The 17,061-nt window shown below is 50.4% G+C and carries 20 protein-coding genes and 1 tRNA gene; 17 read left to right on the plus strand and 4 right to left on the minus strand.

The features are described 5' to 3' along the window. Window positions 1-39 precede the first annotated feature (39 nt). Window positions 40-1,584, minus strand: coding sequence for a signal peptide peptidase SppA (sppA, locus tag AB8615_RS02920; protein ID WP_418152606.1), 1,545 nt, complete (start codon window positions 1,582-1,584; stop codon window positions 40-42). Further along, a complete protein-coding gene (locus tag AB8615_RS02925) occupies window positions 1,581-1,802 on the minus strand; it encodes a hypothetical protein (protein ID WP_418152608.1) in 222 nt (73 codons plus the stop codon). Before AB8615_RS02925 ends, sppA begins: the two co-directional genes overlap by 4 nt. Window positions 1,803-2,024: 222 nt before the next feature. Here AB8615_RS02925 and AB8615_RS02930 point away from each other — a divergent pair. From AB8615_RS02930 to AB8615_RS02975, 10 genes are all read left to right on the plus strand, one after another. Then, a tRNA-Gln gene (locus tag AB8615_RS02930) sits at window positions 2,025-2,098 on the plus strand. A gap of 208 nt (window positions 2,099-2,306) precedes the next feature. After that, window positions 2,307-3,122, plus strand: a complete 816-nt coding sequence (locus AB8615_RS02935) for a DUF3450 family protein (protein ID WP_409433450.1) — start codon at window positions 2,307-2,309, stop codon at window positions 3,120-3,122. Window positions 3,123-3,176: 54 nt separating this feature from the next. After that, window positions 3,177-3,938 carry a DUF3450 domain-containing protein gene (locus AB8615_RS02940; protein WP_409433451.1) on the plus strand — a complete coding sequence of 254 codons (762 nt, stop codon included), beginning with the start codon at window positions 3,177-3,179 and terminating at the stop codon, window positions 3,936-3,938. Between the two features lie 15 nt (window positions 3,939-3,953). Next, window positions 3,954-5,357, plus strand: a complete 1,404-nt coding sequence (locus tag AB8615_RS02945) for a MotA/TolQ/ExbB proton channel family protein (RefSeq protein WP_409433452.1) — start codon at window positions 3,954-3,956, stop codon at window positions 5,355-5,357. Between the two features lie 120 nt (window positions 5,358-5,477). Beyond that, window positions 5,478-5,927 carry a MotA/TolQ/ExbB proton channel family protein gene (locus AB8615_RS02950; protein WP_418152611.1) on the plus strand — a complete coding sequence of 150 codons (450 nt, stop codon included), beginning with the start codon at window positions 5,478-5,480 and terminating at the stop codon, window positions 5,925-5,927. A 20-nt stretch (window positions 5,928-5,947) separates the two neighbouring features. After that, complete coding sequence (locus AB8615_RS02955; RefSeq protein WP_409433454.1) at window positions 5,948-6,373, plus strand: ExbD/TolR family protein; 426 nt, start codon at window positions 5,948-5,950, stop codon at window positions 6,371-6,373. 53 nt (window positions 6,374-6,426) lie between these two features. After that, entirely contained in the window at window positions 6,427-6,822 is a 396-nt protein-coding gene (locus AB8615_RS02960; RefSeq protein WP_409433455.1) for an ExbD/TolR family protein, read from the plus strand. Between the two features lie 25 nt (window positions 6,823-6,847). Continuing rightward, complete coding sequence (locus tag AB8615_RS02965) at window positions 6,848-7,477, plus strand: energy transducer TonB (RefSeq protein WP_409433456.1); 630 nt, start codon at window positions 6,848-6,850, stop codon at window positions 7,475-7,477. 189 nt (window positions 7,478-7,666) lie between these two features. After that, a complete protein-coding gene (locus AB8615_RS02970; RefSeq protein ID WP_418152614.1) occupies window positions 7,667-9,157 on the plus strand; it encodes a tetratricopeptide repeat protein in 1,491 nt (496 codons plus the stop codon). A 679-nt stretch (window positions 9,158-9,836) separates the two neighbouring features. Then, the gene (locus AB8615_RS02975) at window positions 9,837-10,517 is read left to right on the plus strand and encodes an energy transducer TonB (protein ID WP_418152616.1); all 681 of its coding nucleotides are present in this window, start codon (window positions 9,837-9,839) and stop codon (window positions 10,515-10,517) included. A gap of 34 nt (window positions 10,518-10,551) precedes the next feature. Here the strand turns inward: AB8615_RS02975 and AB8615_RS02980 are convergent, their stop codons facing one another. Both AB8615_RS02980 and AB8615_RS02985 read right to left on the minus strand, forming a co-directional pair. Then, window positions 10,552-11,010 (minus strand): prolyl oligopeptidase family serine peptidase, encoded by a 459-nt coding sequence (locus tag AB8615_RS02980; RefSeq protein WP_418152618.1) that lies wholly within the window; start codon window positions 11,008-11,010, stop codon window positions 10,552-10,554. Further along, window positions 10,967-12,652, minus strand: a complete 1,686-nt coding sequence (locus AB8615_RS02985; protein WP_418152620.1) for a prolyl oligopeptidase family serine peptidase — start codon at window positions 12,650-12,652, stop codon at window positions 10,967-10,969. Before AB8615_RS02985 ends, AB8615_RS02980 begins: the two co-directional genes overlap by 44 nt. A 135-nt stretch (window positions 12,653-12,787) precedes the next feature. Between AB8615_RS02985 and AB8615_RS02990 the strand changes: the two genes are divergently transcribed. From AB8615_RS02990 to AB8615_RS03020, 7 genes are all read left to right on the plus strand, one after another. Continuing rightward, window positions 12,788-14,017, plus strand: coding sequence for a DUF2336 domain-containing protein (locus AB8615_RS02990; RefSeq protein ID WP_418152622.1), 1,230 nt, complete (start codon window positions 12,788-12,790; stop codon window positions 14,015-14,017). Between the two features lie 130 nt (window positions 14,018-14,147). Further along, a complete protein-coding gene (locus AB8615_RS02995; protein WP_409433461.1) occupies window positions 14,148-14,717 on the plus strand; it encodes a Na+/H+ antiporter subunit E in 570 nt (189 codons plus the stop codon). Further along, complete coding sequence (locus AB8615_RS03000) at window positions 14,717-15,034, plus strand: monovalent cation/H+ antiporter complex subunit F (protein ID WP_409433462.1); 318 nt, start codon at window positions 14,717-14,719, stop codon at window positions 15,032-15,034. Before AB8615_RS02995 ends, AB8615_RS03000 begins: the two co-directional genes overlap by 1 nt. Beyond that, window positions 15,031-15,432: a monovalent cation/H(+) antiporter subunit G gene (gene mnhG / locus AB8615_RS03005; protein ID WP_409433463.1), complete on the plus strand. Its 402-nt coding sequence runs from the start codon at window positions 15,031-15,033 to the stop codon at window positions 15,430-15,432. Before AB8615_RS03000 ends, mnhG begins: the two co-directional genes overlap by 4 nt. Then, window positions 15,429-16,139, plus strand: coding sequence for a DUF4040 domain-containing protein (locus AB8615_RS03010; protein ID WP_409433464.1), 711 nt, complete (start codon window positions 15,429-15,431; stop codon window positions 16,137-16,139). Before mnhG ends, AB8615_RS03010 begins: the two co-directional genes overlap by 4 nt. Continuing rightward, window positions 16,132-16,587 (plus strand): Na(+)/H(+) antiporter subunit B, encoded by a 456-nt coding sequence (locus AB8615_RS03015; RefSeq protein ID WP_409433465.1) that lies wholly within the window; start codon window positions 16,132-16,134, stop codon window positions 16,585-16,587. The genes AB8615_RS03010 and AB8615_RS03015 overlap by 8 nt, the downstream gene beginning before the upstream one ends. Then, window positions 16,587-17,060 carry a sodium:proton antiporter gene (locus AB8615_RS03020; RefSeq protein ID WP_409433466.1) on the plus strand — a complete coding sequence of 158 codons (474 nt, stop codon included), beginning with the start codon at window positions 16,587-16,589 and terminating at the stop codon, window positions 17,058-17,060. Before AB8615_RS03015 ends, AB8615_RS03020 begins: the two co-directional genes overlap by 1 nt. The last annotated feature ends 1 nt before the right edge of the window (window position 17,061 follow it).

Consider the following 17,061-nt stretch of genomic DNA (forward strand, 5'->3'; position numbering starts at 1 on the left):
TAAGACGTCAGCTGACCGCAAGACGCCCTAATTGACGCCCTACTGAATGTCAGGAATATCAGCTGTCATTTCTTGGCCAATGCGTGAGGCCTGCCGCGCTTTGAGAGCCGCTCTGACTTCAGGCAGCTCTGCAATCTCGCGCAAGGCAGCCATATCGGCATGGATTTGCGCGGACCCGTTAAACAATTCCTCGAACTGCTCGGCGGTAGATTTGGGACGCGGGAAGACTTTAATCCGGACTTTGGCGTCATCTTCGATCTTGGCAAAGCGTTTCGCGGCATCGACAGCGGTGAAGAAACCGCCCAATTCGTCGACTAGCCCGATCTCTTTTGCTTGCTCACCTGTCCAAACGCGGCCTTTGGCAATTTCTTTGACTTTTGACAGCGGTAGATTGCGGCCATTGGCAACACGCATGGTGAAATCTTCATAGATGTCTTCAAGTTGTCCGCGATAGGCGGCGCGCTGACCTTGATTAAATGGCTCATCAACGGAGTAGGCGCCAGCGTAATCACCGCCAATGGTGATACCCTCTATATTATAGCCGATTTTGGCGAAGCTGTCCTCAAAGGCGATTTTCCCGCCCAGGACACCGATTGAGCCCGTAATTGTCTGCGGCATAGCGACTATATGGTCGGCGTGGGCTGATACATAATATCCGCCAGAGGCAGCGTATTGGCCCATGCTGATGATGACAGGTTTACCTGCCTCTTTGGCGCGGTCTGCCGCTGCGAGAATTTGATCCGATGCAGCAGGGGAGCCGCCGGGCGTGCTGACACGAAAGACGATGGCTTTAACCGCTTTGTCTTTCGTTGCGGCGTCAAATGCTGCGGCAATCGTATCGCCCCCCATGGATAGGCTAGGGTTAAAGGGCGAGCCTGTGCTGCTCTCACCTGTAATCACGGGGCCTTGCCCGCCGATAAAGGCAATCGCATCGCCTGTGACTTTGGTAGAAATGCCGTAGTCTTGAACCGTTTTGAATTTGACCGAGTCACCGCCTGCTTTTTCTTTGGCATATTCGCGCGCTTCTTCAATGTGACCGAGCTTATCTACCAGATTAGCGTCTTTCGCTGCTTCAGCACTATGCGGAGACGCATTTAGAAGTGCTTTGAGTTGCGGTAAAGGAATATCGCGATCGTCCGCGATCTGCGCCATGGCGTTATCATAGATCGACGTCATATAGCTCGTCGTCGCCTCTTTATGAGCGTCGGTGAAGCCAGTTTGTATGTATGTGTTGGCCGCGTTCTTATACTCATAGAACTGTTCGAATTGGGGTTGAGCTTCGATTTTGTCGAATACGCCACCAAAAAATTCGGCCTCAGATCGTAATCCAGAGATTGCAAAGCCCGTTGTGTCCTGCATCCAGATTTCATCGCTGGCTGTGACGGCCTGATAGGGGATGATTGAGGTGGCCTCAAATCCCTGTGCGTGGGCAATTACAAATTTTCCGCTCTCTTTAAAGTCAAGAATCGCAAGGCGTAATTCTTCGGCAGACGCTGGTGCCATGCCAAAACTTTCTGCCCGAATGAACAGCCCTTTAATATTGTCATCTGTTTTCGCCCGGCGAAGTGCCCGTGCTGTTGTCACAATAGAGGGGGTGTTGCGCCGAAAAGATTGCCGCTGGAGCCGTCATGATCAATCATTGGAAGGCGCATATCGATCGTTAGGACGTTTTGCTCTGCTGGTTTCATCGATTCTTTAATGCCGCCAAAAATTCCAAAGACGGCAAGAATCGCAAATAAAACGAAGAAGAATGCAAAAATACCAAATACGACACCCAGTACGGTGATAAAAAATTGACGCATAATGGGCTCCCGAAGCGTGTAATAGATGTCTCAATGGCCTGAAGACACTTAAATTTGTTGATAAACGATAAGGGTATTGTGAATTGCAAGCAATCTCTTTTTGCATAATTCTCTGCGACAATCTGACGGATAAAATCTTTGAATTTTGTTCAGAAAACCCCATTGCGTTTTCTGCGCCAAGCGCATAAACACCCGCGGTCTGCAGAGGTTTGCTCATATTTTTGGGGCGTAGCCAAGTGGTAAGGCATCGGGTTTTGATCCCGTGATCGTTGGTTCGACCCCAGCCGCCCCAACCAAACCTCTAGACTAATCAAACAGTTATTATGTCTTTGCGATTTGACAGTGCAAATATTGTTATTTTATAACAATACACAAGAAACTTGATTGATTTCCTTAAATTTCCCTTGCAGGAATGATCTAGTAATGATTGATTAAGGTTCTGCCGCGTTACAGCGGCCAAAAAAAATATATGCCAAAAAGGCATGACGTCAGAGGAGGACATGAGTGGTGAGCTCTAATATCGCCCGTAAAGTGCTATGCGCTGGTGCGGCACTCTTAATGAGTGCAAGCGCCCTCGGTATAACTGCGTCCGCGCAGGATGCTGACGCTGAAGCCAAATCCTACGCTGCGCTGTTGCAGCAGATTTCAGATTTAAAAATCTCAATCGCTCAAAAAGAAGCTTATCTCTCTAACCAGAAAGGGCAGATTGACAGCCTTCAAGGGCAGATTGAGGCGCTTCCTGCCAAAAAAGAAGCGATCCGCCCGATTGTTGCTGCCATGACGGCAGAAATCGAAAAAGAATTAGTCAAAGATGTGCCTTTTCGGCGTCAAGAACGGTTTAACCGCTTGGACAAGTTGAAAGAGGACTTGGCTGATGAGTCAATCGGCGAGAGCGTCCTGTTCCGCCAAGCCATGAATTTATATGACGCCGAAGTGAACTACGGAAATTCCGTTGGGGCATATGCGGGTGATAATCCTGTCACGCCTGGAACGCGTTTTGCGGCCTGTGAAGCCAATCAGGCCTCATCAACATGCGCTCTCACAGATGATCTCAGAGGGGCGCTTGATAGCGGCGCAACGCTTGATGATTTGCGGGATAGTCTGAATGACGGGAATTACATCCACTTTGGACGTCTATCGCTGGCCTATTTGGAGCTCGATAGCTCTGTCGGGTATCAATACAATAAAGAGACCAATGCGTGGGACAAGATGAACGGAGCCGACATTATCGGTTTACGTAAAGCTGTTCGTATCGCGCGGGGGGAGAGTGCGCCGGGTGTCGTGCGCGGGCCAATTCGTCTGACGGAAGCTTCTAATTAATTAAAGAGAGCCTCTAAAGGCCAATAAACAACAAAGTAAACTTGGAAGGAAACCATGTTAAAATCTTCAATAGCCAAGCGTTTGTGGCTGGCAGGAGCCGTAGGGATGATGTTGTCATCGCCGGCCTATGCCCAGCTTGAAAGTGCTCTTAGCACAGCCAAAGCCTCGACGGCGGCCTCTGCCGCATCGCAGGAGCGTGTCTCAAGCGATGATGATCGTGCTGATAACGCCATTCGCGAATATCGGGCGGTGCTTCAGCAAAAAGACAATATCGAATTGTTCGTGGCGCAGCAGGAAATTTTCCGCGCTTCACAAGAATCCGAGATCGTTAGCTTAAAGCGTCAGCTTGGCACGGTGGAGCAGATCAAACAGGGCATGTCCCCGATGATGTTGAAAATGGCCGTGGCTCTCGAAGACTCAGTCAATTCAGATTTGCCGTTCAACATTAATGAGCGTCTGGCGCGGGTCGAAGATGTAAAGAACGTCTTGGCTAACCCAGATGTATCGCCAGCGGAACAATATCGCCGCGTTCTCAATGCTTACAAGATTGAAGTGTCATATGGTCAAGGTATCGACTCGTATGAAGGCGCGCATCCAACGAAACCTGGTAACGTGGTCAACTTCATCCGCTTTGGTCGGACGTCACTCGTCTATGTGTCCAAAGACGAGACAGAGATCGCGCGCTATAACCTCGCGACAAAATCGTGGGAGTCACTCAGCGGTGCTGATGAAATCCAAATGCGTCAAGCGACCCGAATTGCCAAAGGCGAAGCGGCTCCAAACATTGTATTCGCGCCTGTCGCGATGGGTAATTAAGGTAGGAATATAATCATGAGCAAGACTATGAAATACTTCACAAATTTGACAACGGCGGTCATTGCCTCTGCTGTCATGTTCTCTGCCGTTCCGGCGAGTGCGCAAATCAGTTCCGTCTCAGACCTCCTTAATAAGGTGCGTCAGGACGCTGCTAAAACAGAAGCCGAAAATCGCGAACGCGAAGCTCGCTTCCGGGCGCGTGCAAATGAGCAGAGCGCGCTTCTTAATCAAGCGCGCGGAGAACTGCAGCAGCTCGAGCGTCGTGCTGCAAACGTCGAATCATCTTTCGCAGCCAACCGCCGCACAATCGATCAGCTAGAAGGCGAGCTTCGCTCAGCCCAGGGCGATTTCGGCGAGGTGTTTGGCCTTGCGCGGTCAAAAGCAGGTGAGTTTAAAGCTCTCCTCGATAGCTCTTTGATCACAGCGCAATATCCAACACGGTCCGAAGTTCTAGGTCGTGTCGCTGAGTCAAAAGCGCTTCCAAGCGCAGAAGATCTCAACGCAATTTGGCAGACGATGTTGCAAGAAGTGAAAGCTCAGCGTCAGGTCGCGACATTTGAAGCGCCCGTTGCGAATGTGAATGACGGTGCGTCACAATCTGTGACTCGCGTCGGTCCGTTCTCAGTCTTTACGGCTGATAGCGCTGACTTCTTGGGTTACACACCGCCATCCGATCAAAACGACAGCAATATTTTGCTCGCCAAACTGCCAAAGCAGCCGGGTGGTCAAATTTCTGCCGCCGCGAAGAAAGTGACAAACACGAATTCCGGCATTGTTTTCGCTCCGATTGATCCAACGCGCGGTGAATTGCTGAAATCTTTCGAGCGCGTTCCAAGCTTTAAAGAGCGCTTCTGGGTGCAAGGTGGTCCGATTGGCAAAATCATCATCATCATGGGTATTCTGGGTGTGATCTTTGGTGTTCTAAACATCATTCGCCTCTTCCTCGTGAAAATGGCTGTAGGTGGACAGAAGCGTAAGGCGCAACCGTCCAAATCCAATCCGCTAGGTCGCGTCATGATGGCTTATGAGGGATCTGCGAACAAAGACGCCGACACGGTCGAGCTGAAACTGGACGAAGCTATCCTGAAAGAATCGCCGAAATTTGAGTTGGGTCTGAACCTTCTGAAATTGATGGCGGGTATCGCACCACTCCTCGGCCTCTTGGGTACGGTGACAGGTATGATCCAGACCTTCCAAGCTATGATGATCTACGGAACAGGCGATCCACAGCTGATGGCGGGTGGTATCTCGGTCGCGCTCGTGACAACAATGCTGGGTCTGATTGCGGCTATCCCGCTACTTATCCTGCACAGCTTCTGCTCATCATTGGCTCGCTCTATTCAGGGCACGCTAGAAGAGCAATCTGCTGGTATCGTTGCACGCCACGTTGAAACACGCGGTTCAGCCTCTCTGACCTAATGGGTCAGAGCAGGATGTGTGTAGAACTTTCGCAGAGAGACAGAGGTAATAAACCATGCTGAATGTGTTTAACGGATTACAAGAGTTTTTGGCGACGGGGGGAATGTCCTCTTCGTCATCATGATCGCAACTTTCGCGATGTGGACCTTTATCCTAGAGCGTTTCGCCTATTACCTCTTCGCTCACAAGCCAACCAAAGCTCGGCTTAAGGCCGAGTGGGATGCTCGCACGGACAAAACATCTTGGAGAGCGCAAGCGATCCGGGATGAAATGATCAGCCAGATTAAAGAGCGGACTGACTCAAATGTCGGTATTATCAAGACCCTTGTGGCCTTGGCACCGCTATTGGGTCTGCTCGGCACTGTAACAGGCATGATCGAAGTGTTTGACGTGATGGCGTTGTCAGGATCATCAAATGCACGTTTGATGGCTGGCGGTGTCTTCAAAGCGACCATTCCGACAATGGCTGGCATGATGGCGGCGCTCTCTGGGCTATATTTTTCAACAGTGTTGCCCCGGTGGAGTGCGCGCGAGACTCAGCGTTTCGCGGACGAACTCTCCCATTACTAGGCACACGAGAGGACTAAATTATGAGACGTGGACGTAGAAACGCTCAGGCTGACGAAGCCGAAGTCGATATGACCCCGATGCTCGACATCGTGTTTATTATGTTGATCTTCTTCATCGTGACAGCCACATTTTTGGACGAAGACGCGATTGATTTAACCCAACCGCCGCCTCCGCCCGATGACATTCAAACGCCGCCTTCTGACACGCCTGCGATTACCGTCTATGTGGACGAACGCAATCAGTGTTCCGTAGACGGCCGCTCGACAGGCTGTGATCGTGTCACGCTCGCCGTGGAACGCCTCTTGGCCGATAAACCAGGTGCTGCTGTAATCCTCCGCATGGATGAGGGGTCTCAGCACAAAATTCTGGTCGAGTTGAAAGACGGTCTGGATGCTGCTGGTCTAAGTTCGAAAATCGAAATTCTCCGAGATACAGGTTCCAATTAAGCAATATGCTATTGGGATTTGCGTCCCGACTTAAAATGTGATAAGGTAACATTATGGCAAGACGTAGTCGCACATCTATCCCAGAAGAGGATACAGAACTAAATATGACGCCCATGTTGGATGTCGTGTTTATTCTCCTCATCTTCTTCATCGTGACATCGGTTTTCGTGAAGACCCCGGGGATTGATCCATTCCAACCCGAAGCGAGTTTGGATAAGCAGTGGAAGCCTTCAATTCTGATTGCGGTCAACGCACAAAATGAGATCTGGATTGATAAGCGTCCCTACAGCGTTGAGGAAATTCGCCCGATCGTGAAATCGATTTTGGACGAAAGCCCGAAGGCGGAAGCGATTATTAAAGCCGACAAAGACGCCGAAGTCGGAACTGTGATGTCTGTTCAAGAATTGATGCAAGACCTTGGCGTGAACACACGCGTCGGTACTGAGTAGTCTCGGCAGGATAAGGAAAACTATTATGGGTAATATTGTTCGTTGGTTATTATTTGTTCCAGTCGCTGCGATTGTGACGTTGGCGCTCTTTGTGTTGATGATGACACTGATCGCTGAGGAGTTTAAGCCTCAGGATAAGTTGGAAGCTGCCAGTTTTGAGATCAACCCGAAGGTTGAAGACATCAAAGTTATTCAGCGCGAGACGAAGGTTGATAAAGTCAAAAAAGTAATCACACCGCCGCCGCCGCCTATGATTGAACGTGCGAAGGCCGATAAACCAACAGAGCGGATTGCGTCCTTAGAAGGGGCCATCCCAGAGTTTGAGGCGCCGAAGATTGACCGTCAAAACTTCAAGATTGCTGTGTCAGATCGTGATGCGCAGCCTCTGGTGCGTATCCCGCCGATCATGCCGCCTCGTGCTGAAAAGTCTGGTCATTGTAACGTGAAATTTGATGTGAGCCCAGAGGGACAGCCATTTAATGTGACGGCGACTTATTGCACACAAAGTTTGTTCGAGCGTGCATCTGTCAAGTCAGTTCAAAAATGGAAGTATAACCCAAAAATCGTTGATGGCCGTTCAGTGTCTCGTGCGGGCGTGGAATCGAAAATTACATTTCAGCTAACAGATGAGCGCGGACGTTTAATTCCGGAATAGGTTTTGTGTTACCAGCTCTTGGCGAGCCTGCTGAATTAAACATTTTTTGCTCAGTATGACATTATGTTCGATGAGCAAATTACGAATACAATGTCTCCCAAATAAACGGGGGGCAGTTTCGAAGACAAGTCGAAACATGAAATGTCGGTATTATGAATATGTCCGACTATAATTTTAGAGGATGACTATATGTCAAAATTAGCTCTTACGACTAAATTTACCGCCCTTTTGGGTGCAAGCCTCTTGGCCTTTTCTGCCATGAGTTTTGTTGGAACAGCGACAGTTGACGTTGCAGTCGCACAAGACGGCGAAGGTCGGCAGTTCTCTGCGAAAGCAGGTGAAATTGTGAATGAAGCTCTGCAGCTTATCAATGGTAACCAACACAGCGCGGCCTTGGAGCCGCTCAACAAAGCACTCGCTCTACCTGAGTTGAATGCATATGAGCGCTCAACGATCTATCAGATGCAGGGTGCCAGCTATTACGAGATGAACCAATATGCGCAAGCGATTGGGGCATTTGAAAACGCCATCAATGCAGGCGGCCTTTTGCCAAATGAAGCCGATTCCCTTCGGGTGAATATCGCGCAGCTCTTGATCGCTAACGGATCATACGCCGAAGGTGCCCGTCGCTTGGAGCAGTATTTGGCCAATGGGGGTCAGCAAAAACCACAATATGTTGAAATGCTGACACAGGCTTGGGTGCAATCCGAAAATTATTCTAAAGCTCTGCCGTGGGCGGAGAGATGGTTTAATGCCGCGAGCCCGAAAGAGCGCAAGCATTTTGACTTGATGAACTTCCTTTACAACAATTTGGGCATGCAGGGTCGACAGGCTGACATCGTCAAGCAAATGATCAATCGCTGGCCAGAGGATAAAACTCTTTGGGATGCCTGGGCATCTATGTTGGCCAATGGCGGACGTGAGCAGGAAGCGTTTGAGGTCACGAAAATGCTCTACCTCGGCGGTGCGCTTAATTCAGAAGCGGACTTGATGAAAGTGGTTCAATATTACAGCTTCTACGACATGCCGTTCCAAGCCGCGCAAATCCTAGAACGTGAAATGAATGCCGGTCGGATTGCACGCAATGCTGATAAAATGGTGCAGCTATCGTCACTGTTCCGTCAAGCCCGCGAATATAAGCGTGCTATCCCCGTGTTGGAGCAAGCGGCTGCAAGCTCTGGCCAAGCCAAACTTTACGCCGATTTGGGCGAGGCTCTTTACAATGAGGGCCAATGTCAAAAATCAGAGGCGGCCTTTAAGCAGGCAATCAGTAAGGGATATGACTCAGGCAAATCATGGATGCTTATTGCGACATGTCGTTACGAGGCGACGCAGCAGCAGGATCGCCTAAATTGTCAGATGACGGAAGCCGAAAAAGCGGCAGCGCCCATTACGAAAAGCCGTAATGCTGCGATCGAAGCTTTCTCAAATGTCCCTCGTGACTCGCGTGAAAGCCGCAATGCCACAAAATGGGTTCAATTTATTAAGGCTGAGCGCGAGGCTGTTGATCGTCGTTGCGAGTTTGAAGAGACCATCGAACAAGAGCTTTGCTACCAGAAAATCAAGCAAGCTTATGATGCCGAGGTCTTTGTTGGTAAATTCGTTCTCGATGATCCAAAATATACACAGTATAAAGCGGATTATGATGCGAAATTCCGCGTCAAGATTGTTGAAGAATAGATTTCTTCAAACACTAAGATTAGAGCCCGGCCTTATCGCCGGGCTTTTTTTGGCAATAGTTCTTGTTAAGCTATTTGAATTAATCGATGCTCTCGAATTCCGTTTAGTGCCTAAAACCGACATATTTCTAAGCCTTTTATAACCTCAAAACAGGGGCGTCGCGTGGCCTGTTCTAGCTTTAAGATCTTGTGCTTATGGACTTGTTATGTTACAACATAACAATTAATTGGGAGGTTGTATTATGCACATTCTGGGTTTTTTCTATAAGCATATAGTTAGGGTCTTTGGTCCCCAAGAAAAGGAAGTTGTGCCTCTGCCAAAACGAAACACGGCTCAGGAAAAGCAAGCTGAAACAGGGCATAACTATAAAGTGGCCCCTCTTACAAATATCACAGACTGCCACAATGAAACTACCGACCCTGACGCTAACCTTGGTCATCCTGGACAAATTACGGTCAGTTCAGAACAATATATCAAACCAACAGTAAGCAATGAGGGAATTTCGAGGCCGAGCCCTGAGTCAGTGTCGACGACAGCCAAAACACACCATCTTGTAACTGATCAGCGGAGATTTGGGCCGCGCAGGATGGTGTCAACTCAATCACCAAATACGCCCAAGCGCTTTCATTACACGAAGCAGATAACTGCAACCGACGCTACAAAACCTGCGGCCCGCACCATGCAAGATCAGGGACCTGCACCGATTAACGAAGGCCAGCCAGAAAATGCTTCACGTAAAGCAATGCGATGGAGCGCGTCCGCTATTTTTGCAGGCGGGGTCACAACGGCGTTAACGCTCAGCATGGCGGCGATGATTGCAACAGAATTTCAGCCCCAAGATAAGTTGCTCGCCGCGAGCTTTGAGATAAATCCAGTTGAACAAGATATTGTGGTCAATGATAATCGCGTGGAAATTGAACCTTATAAAAAAGTTCAAACACCTCCGCCGCCCCCGACAGTCGGTAATCCAGAGACTGATAAAGTCACGGTGCCTCCTATTATTATGGACGGCGATAGCAATGTGTTTGATACAAAGCCGATAAAAATGGCGATGGTGACATCTATCAATATGGAACGCGACTACCAGCCGCTTGTCCGTATTCCGCCCACCATGCCAATGCGCGCGACTAAGTCGGGGCACTGCAATGTGGTCTTTGATGTATCGCCAGAGGGAAAACCTTTTAATGTGCGGGCGAGTTATTGCAGCCAATCAATGTTTGAAAGGCCTGCGATAAAATCTGTCCAAAACTGGCAGTATAATCCTCAAATGGTCGACGGTCGTGCCGTGACTGTGAATGATATACAGACCAAAATATCTTTCCGCCTGGTAGACGAGCGTAATCAGATTATTCCTGAGTAATGAGAGTGTCTCAACCCTGCCGTAGCGTTGGGCGTTAGCTTAAACCGACTGCTGCCACGGCAAATGCATACTCCTCGGCGGTTTCTTTCAGGCTGTCATAACGCCCGCTTTCGCCCGCATGCCCCGCGCTCATATTGATCTTGAGCAGGATCGGCGCGTCAGCTATTTGATGATCGCGCAGGGTTGCGGCCCATTTTGCGGGCTCCCAATACGTGACGCGCGGGTCTGTCAGGCCGCCCGTGATTAACATGGGTGGATAGGCAGCATCGCTCACATTCTCATAGGGTGAATAGCCCCGAATACGTGCGAATGCTTCTTCGTCGGTTATAGGATTACCCCATTCGGGCCATTCAGGCGGCGTGAGCGGTAATTCTGTATCTGACATTGTGTTGAGGACATCAACAAATGGCACGGCGGCAATCGCGCCTCCAAACAACTCTGGTGCTTGGTTAATCGCCGCACCGACGAGCAACCCACCGAGCCGAGCCGCCATGCGCGATAATGCGTCCAGATCGCGTCCAGCCAGCTTTGACCAGAGCGTGACCGACATCAATATAGTCATTAAATGTATTCGTTTTTTTCTCGAGTTTCCCGTCTAAATACCATTGGTAGCCCTTGGACATACCCCCGCGGATATGGGCAATCGCGTAAACAAAACCGCGGTCGACGAGGGAAAGTATCCGCGTGCGAAAGCTCGCTGAAATCGTAATGCCATAGGAGCCGTAACCATAGAGCAGGAGTGACGCTTGGCCATTCGCGGTCACATCTTTGCGACGCAAGAGTGTTACAGGAACACGCGCACCATCACGCGCCGAAATCTCCATCCGCTCGACGGCGTAATTGCTGCGGTCATGGCCGCTTGGTACAACTTGCTCTTTAACCAATTCGCGCTCGCGGGTTTCCATGTTGTAGCAATAGGCCTGTTCGGGTGTTGTCGGGCTGCTATAGCTAAAGAAAATCTCAGATGTTCGGTATTCATACCCGGATATGAGGCCTAACTCATAAGCGGGTTCGTCCATTTCAATCGCATGTTCTTCGCCGCTACGCATGTCGCGAATGATGATGCGGGGCAGGGCGTTGATACGCTCAAGGCGGACAAGGAAATGCTCAAAGGCCTCTACGCCCAAGATCAAAGTGCCTGGCGTATGCGAAATGAAGGGCATCCATGTTTCGCGGGATGTATCTGTCTGTGAGGCGACCATAATCGCAAAATCCGTCGCGCCGTCTGCATTGGTCAAGATGTAGCTTTTGCTGCCTTGATCATGGACGCTATATTCTTGCCCCGCGAGGCGAGGCGCAAAGCATTGAGCGGGTGTTGTCGGATCAAAAGCTGGGACGCGCCAGACTTCAGACGTGGTGTGGTTATGCGCACTAATTTCAATAGACGCCAGATCGTCAGACGTGCCGACACTGACGAAAAATCCTGGATCAGCCTCCTCGTAAGCGGTGTAAACTTTGCCCAAATTATCAAAAATATCTTTGAACCGAACAGCATAAGGGCGTTGATTGTCATCTCGCTCGACCCAGAAAAGTGTATGATTGTCAGAGGCCCAGACGAGGCCGCCTGCGGAGCGGTCAATCCCTGTCGCGAAGACTTCGCCCGTTTCGAGTGACTTCACGAAAACTCTAAAATTTTCTGCGCCTTGACGATCAACGGAATAGGCCAACCATTTATGATCCGGGGAGTGCGATACATCGCCGAGGTCGAAATATCCTTTGCCGTCCTTGGCGAGGGCATCAGCGTCCAACATGATGTGTTTCTTGTCCGGGTTGCCGATCGGATGTCTGGCATAGACGCCGTGTTCATCGCCTTCGCGGAAATAGTGGAAATAGGCATAATCGCCGTCAGGCAAAGGCAAGCTCTGCGCATTTGGCTCCAGCCGCCCCTTCATCTCCTCAAAAATCGCGTCTTTTAGCTTCGATAGAGGCGCGAGCGCGGCCTCGGTATAAGCGTTTTCAGCCTCTAGGTGCGCTCGAATGTCGGCGTTAAGCTTAGACGCGTCCTGCATAACGGCCTGCCAGTTGTCGTCCTTCATCCACGCATAGGGATCAATCCACGTATGGCCGAAGCGTTCGTGTTTTTTGTCAATCCGTTGGGCTTTGGGCGCGGGGGTGTTTTTAGGGGCTGTAATCATGGCTCTTATCTAAGCTGCCAGCGTCTGATCACAAGCCTAAAGTCTGTGATTGCGGCGTCTTGTCAAAAGTCACGCTTAGTTAACCGTCTCTGTTTAAACCTGACTAAGAATTTTGCGTTTTTGAGAGGCGGCGTCATGCCAGCACAAGCTGCACCCCTAGATCTTGGCACACCCGTTCCGCCAGCTGCGCAAGACGCTCAATCCGATGTGCGCCGCCAACTCGCCAAGCGTCTCGCCGATGTCATCTGTATTCCCGCCAGTCAACTCACGCCGCAAGAGCGTCATATGGCGGGGGATGTGTTGGTTGAACTCATGCGAGATGCAGATGTGGACCTGCGCAAAAGTGTGGCGAAGCGTTTAACAATGCTCAACGAAGCCCCTCGCACAATTTTGGTAATTCTCGCCAAGGACGATTTTGAGGTTGCAAAACATGTTTTGGAAGACTCTGTTAGTTTGACAGATTCTGATCTAATCCAAATTTCCCGCAAAGTTTCAGGCGCTCACCGAAAGGTTATTGCACAACGCCGCAAAGTTTCAGACGCCGTTTCCGACACACTGGTCGAATTTTTGGAAGAAGATGTTGTCGAAGCTTTGCTGAAGAATAAGGGCGCGGAGTTATCGGAAACAGCGATCCAGCGTATCCTCACTGTATCGCGTTCTCACCAACCTTATGTGTCGCTATTGGTCAAGCGTGAAGAGTTGCGCCCGTCTCATGGTTTGACCATGTTTTGGTGGGCAAATGCTGCCAATCGGCGCAAAATTTTGCATCGTTTTGGAGTTACGCGGGATGTCCTGCAAGAGACCTGCGCTGATTTGTTCGAGCCTGCTGCTAAATCGGGATGGGAAGATGCGGGTGTTCGCAAAGCCCTTCAATTTATCGAACGTCGTCAACGCAACCGCGCGGCGATGGAGCGGTCGCAATACGGCACATTAGAAGCCGCGATTGAACGCGCAGAAATTTACGGACTCGACCGGAGCCTGACCGAAGAAATATCTTACATGGCAGGAATTAAGCCCGCGACAGGGGCACAAATTCTGACGGATAAGGGCGGTGAGGGGATAGCTGTTCTCTGCAAAGCACCCGGCTTAAAACGCGAATATGTTGAAAAACTATGGCGTGCGATGAAGCGCCCATTGGTGAGCATGGAAGGTGAAATGCACGACGATCTGGCGCGTGTTATTGAATGTTACGACATGATGTCGACCAACAAAGCGCAGACCGTGTTAAGATATTGGAACTGGTCATTGACGTCATCGCTCAATGCGGAAGTTTTGCGCTATATTAAACGCGGCGTGATTCCGCGCGAAGAAGAGTTTGGGATCGCCGCGATCACAGCGGCGCTCGTCTTCTCTCACCGCGATTAAACTCCATTATCTAAGTGGCTGACCACTAAAACTTCCCAAAAGCCCAATTTCTTCAAGAATATCCCCGTAGAAATTCGGATTTGACTTTCAAGCATGCGATTCCCTCGTTAATAGCGAAGTTTAAGCATAAATGTCGTCTGGGAGGTCTGCCATTTTCCGTATTGCCTGCATCTTGTTTTTCGCACTGGCCGCGACGTGGCTGACACTGTCAGGCTATTTCAAACCTATGCTTCTAACCCTTGGCGTTATTTCCATTTTTCTAGTGATTACAATGAGCGTGCGCATGCGGATTATGGACGATGAGACCGCACCGTATATGACTCTTCCGCAGACTCTGTCCTATTTTGTTTGGCTATTTATGGAGATCGTCAAAGCGAATGTGGCCGTCGTCCGTGCCGTGATGAGCCCGAACATGGAAATCTCTCCGACCCTGACAAAAATTCCTCTGCCGCAGGAATCAGACATTGCCAAAGTGATGTTTGCAAACTCAATCACGCTGACCCCTGGGACAGTCAGTGTGGAGATGAACGATGATCATATTTTGGTCCACGCTCTACTAAATGAAATGAGCGCGCCGGAAGATTTTGCTGAAATGGGTGAGCGGTCTGCCTGGGCTATTGGTGAGGATATGGGTGCGCCCGGTTTGCTCGCAGACGGGCCTGTGAAAGCAAAGCGCAAAACTAAAAGGAGCGGCGCATAATGGACGCAGCTTTAGGCTATATTTTTCTGGCGGGCGCGTTCGCCTTGATCGTGTCTATGGCGTTGATGCTAGGGCGATTGCTCGGTGGACCAACGCTGTATGATCGATTGCTTGCGGTGAATAGTTTCGGGACGAAGACCGTGCTGTTTCTCTGCGTGTTCTGTTTTATCATCGACCGTCCAGATGGGGTAGACATTGCGCTGCTCTATGCGCTGATGAATTTTATTGCGACGATCGCTGTGCTGAAGTTTTTTAATTACCGCGCTTTAGATGTAGGTCTCATCGCAAGACAAACGGATCAGGAGGTCGGGCGATGATATATATGATCTTTGCCGCCGCAGAAGCCTCACACGGTGCCGTCCATCATATTGATTGGCTTGCTGTCTTCCGTTTAATAGGGACTGTTGTATCACTCTCTGCAGGGTTGTTTTTCGTCCTCGCGGGCACAATCGGCGTCTTACGATTACCAGACTTTTACACACGCCTACACGCAGCTGGCATGACCGATACTTTGGGTGCGGAATTAATTTTGATCTCTTTGATCTTCCAGTCTGGATGGTCATTGATGACACTAAAACTGTTGCTCGTTGCGTTCTTTTTGCTCGTCACAAGCCCTACTGCGACACATGCCGTGGCACATGCCGCTTACCGCGCAGGGTTGAAGCCTTTAACAGGTAAAATGCAGGCGCCAGATGTTGATGGAGGCGCGTCATGATTTTTGCGTCCGTGTCTTCCGTTGCTCAAACGCCTACCCTCATTTTGAACCTAGGCTTATTGGCGCTCCTCGTCATCGTGGCATTTTCAATCGTCCGCATGCGCTCGCTCTTCGCGATTGTGATGTTGCAGGGTGTTTATAGCCTGGTCTCCGCCGCCTGGTTCGTCAGTCTTGATGCTGTAGACGTGGCCTTTACCGAAGCCGCCGTCGGGGCAGGTGTGTCAACTGTGCTGATGCTTTCCGCTATGCTGTTGGCGGATCGCGAGTCCGCACCTATCCCCATGTCGCGTCAATGGGGGCCGTTACTGGTGGTGATTATCGCAGGTGTCACCATGCTCTACGCTGTGGGCGATATGCCTGACTTTGGCGATCCAAATTCGCCCGCCAATAGCTATGTCGGCATGGAGTATCTGGCTCGAACTGCGGATGACATTCACATCCCTAACGTCGTGACAGCCGTTTTGGGCAGCTATCGGGGCTATGATACATTTGGCGAAGTCGTGGTGATTTTCTCGGCAGGATTAGGGGTCATGCTCTTGCTCGGCCTTAACGGGAATGCGGGATTCTGGCGCGCAGAACCGCAAGGCACGCGCATTTCCGCGCCGTCTGCGCCGTCTGCGAATGAAGTTACGCCGCCATCACCCGTCGCGCCAGCCCCCAAGAAACGCGGGCGGCCTCGCAAAACGGCGGAGGCCAAAGATGCCTGATCCTGTCATTCGTGACCCACATGTCCTGCTGCGGGTTATCTCCAAATTCCTTATTCCACTAATCGCATTATTCGCATTTTATGTGCAATTTCACGGCGATTACGGCCCTGGGGGAGGGTTTCAGGCGGGCGTGATTTTGGCAGCCTCCGTTATTCTGTATGCGCTGATCTTTGGCTTACACGAAGCAAAGCGCGCTTTCCCGCCCAGCTGGATTCGCATCGGTATGACGTTGGGCGTTCTACTCTATGGCGGTACAGGCGTTGTGACATGGATGCTCGGCGCAGAGTTTTTGAACTATGACGTGCTGGCCCATGACCCGAGCCACGGTCAACATTACGGTATCCTCGCCATTGAATTAGGCGTGCTGATAACAGTGACCACCGTGATGATAGCCATTTTTTACGCTTTCGGCTCGCGCCAACCTGAAACGCAAGAGGAAGACTGGTAATGCTGTCCGAATTTATCGCAGATTATAACTATGTGATCGTCATCGTTTTGATGATGACGGGGCTTTACGTCGTCTTTGCCTCGCGCAACCTTATCAAGAAATTGGTTGGGCTGTCGGTGTTTCAAACATCTCTATTCTTGTTGTATATCACCATCGGTAAAGTCAAAGGCGGACAGCCGCCTATTTTAGAATACGCCAAAGATAAAGACTATGCGGGCCTAGCGCCTGAAACTCTCGTTGCTGCCGCGGACGGCGCAGCCGGCGCGGCCAAACATTCAGGCTATAATCTGGATATTGCTTATTCGAATCCATTGCCGCACGTCCTAATCCTGACAGCGATTGTGGTCGGAGTCGCGACGCTCGCGATTGGCTTGTCGCTGACCGTGCGTATTCGCGAAGTCTATAACACGATCGAAGAAGACGAAATTAACGAAGCAGATTACATCTACAATCTCGAAGGGACAGCGGGCTAAT

The organism is Litorimonas sp. RW-G-Af-16 (genome assembly GCF_048319245.1).
Lineage (GTDB): Bacteria > Pseudomonadota > Alphaproteobacteria > Caulobacterales > Maricaulaceae > Litorimonas.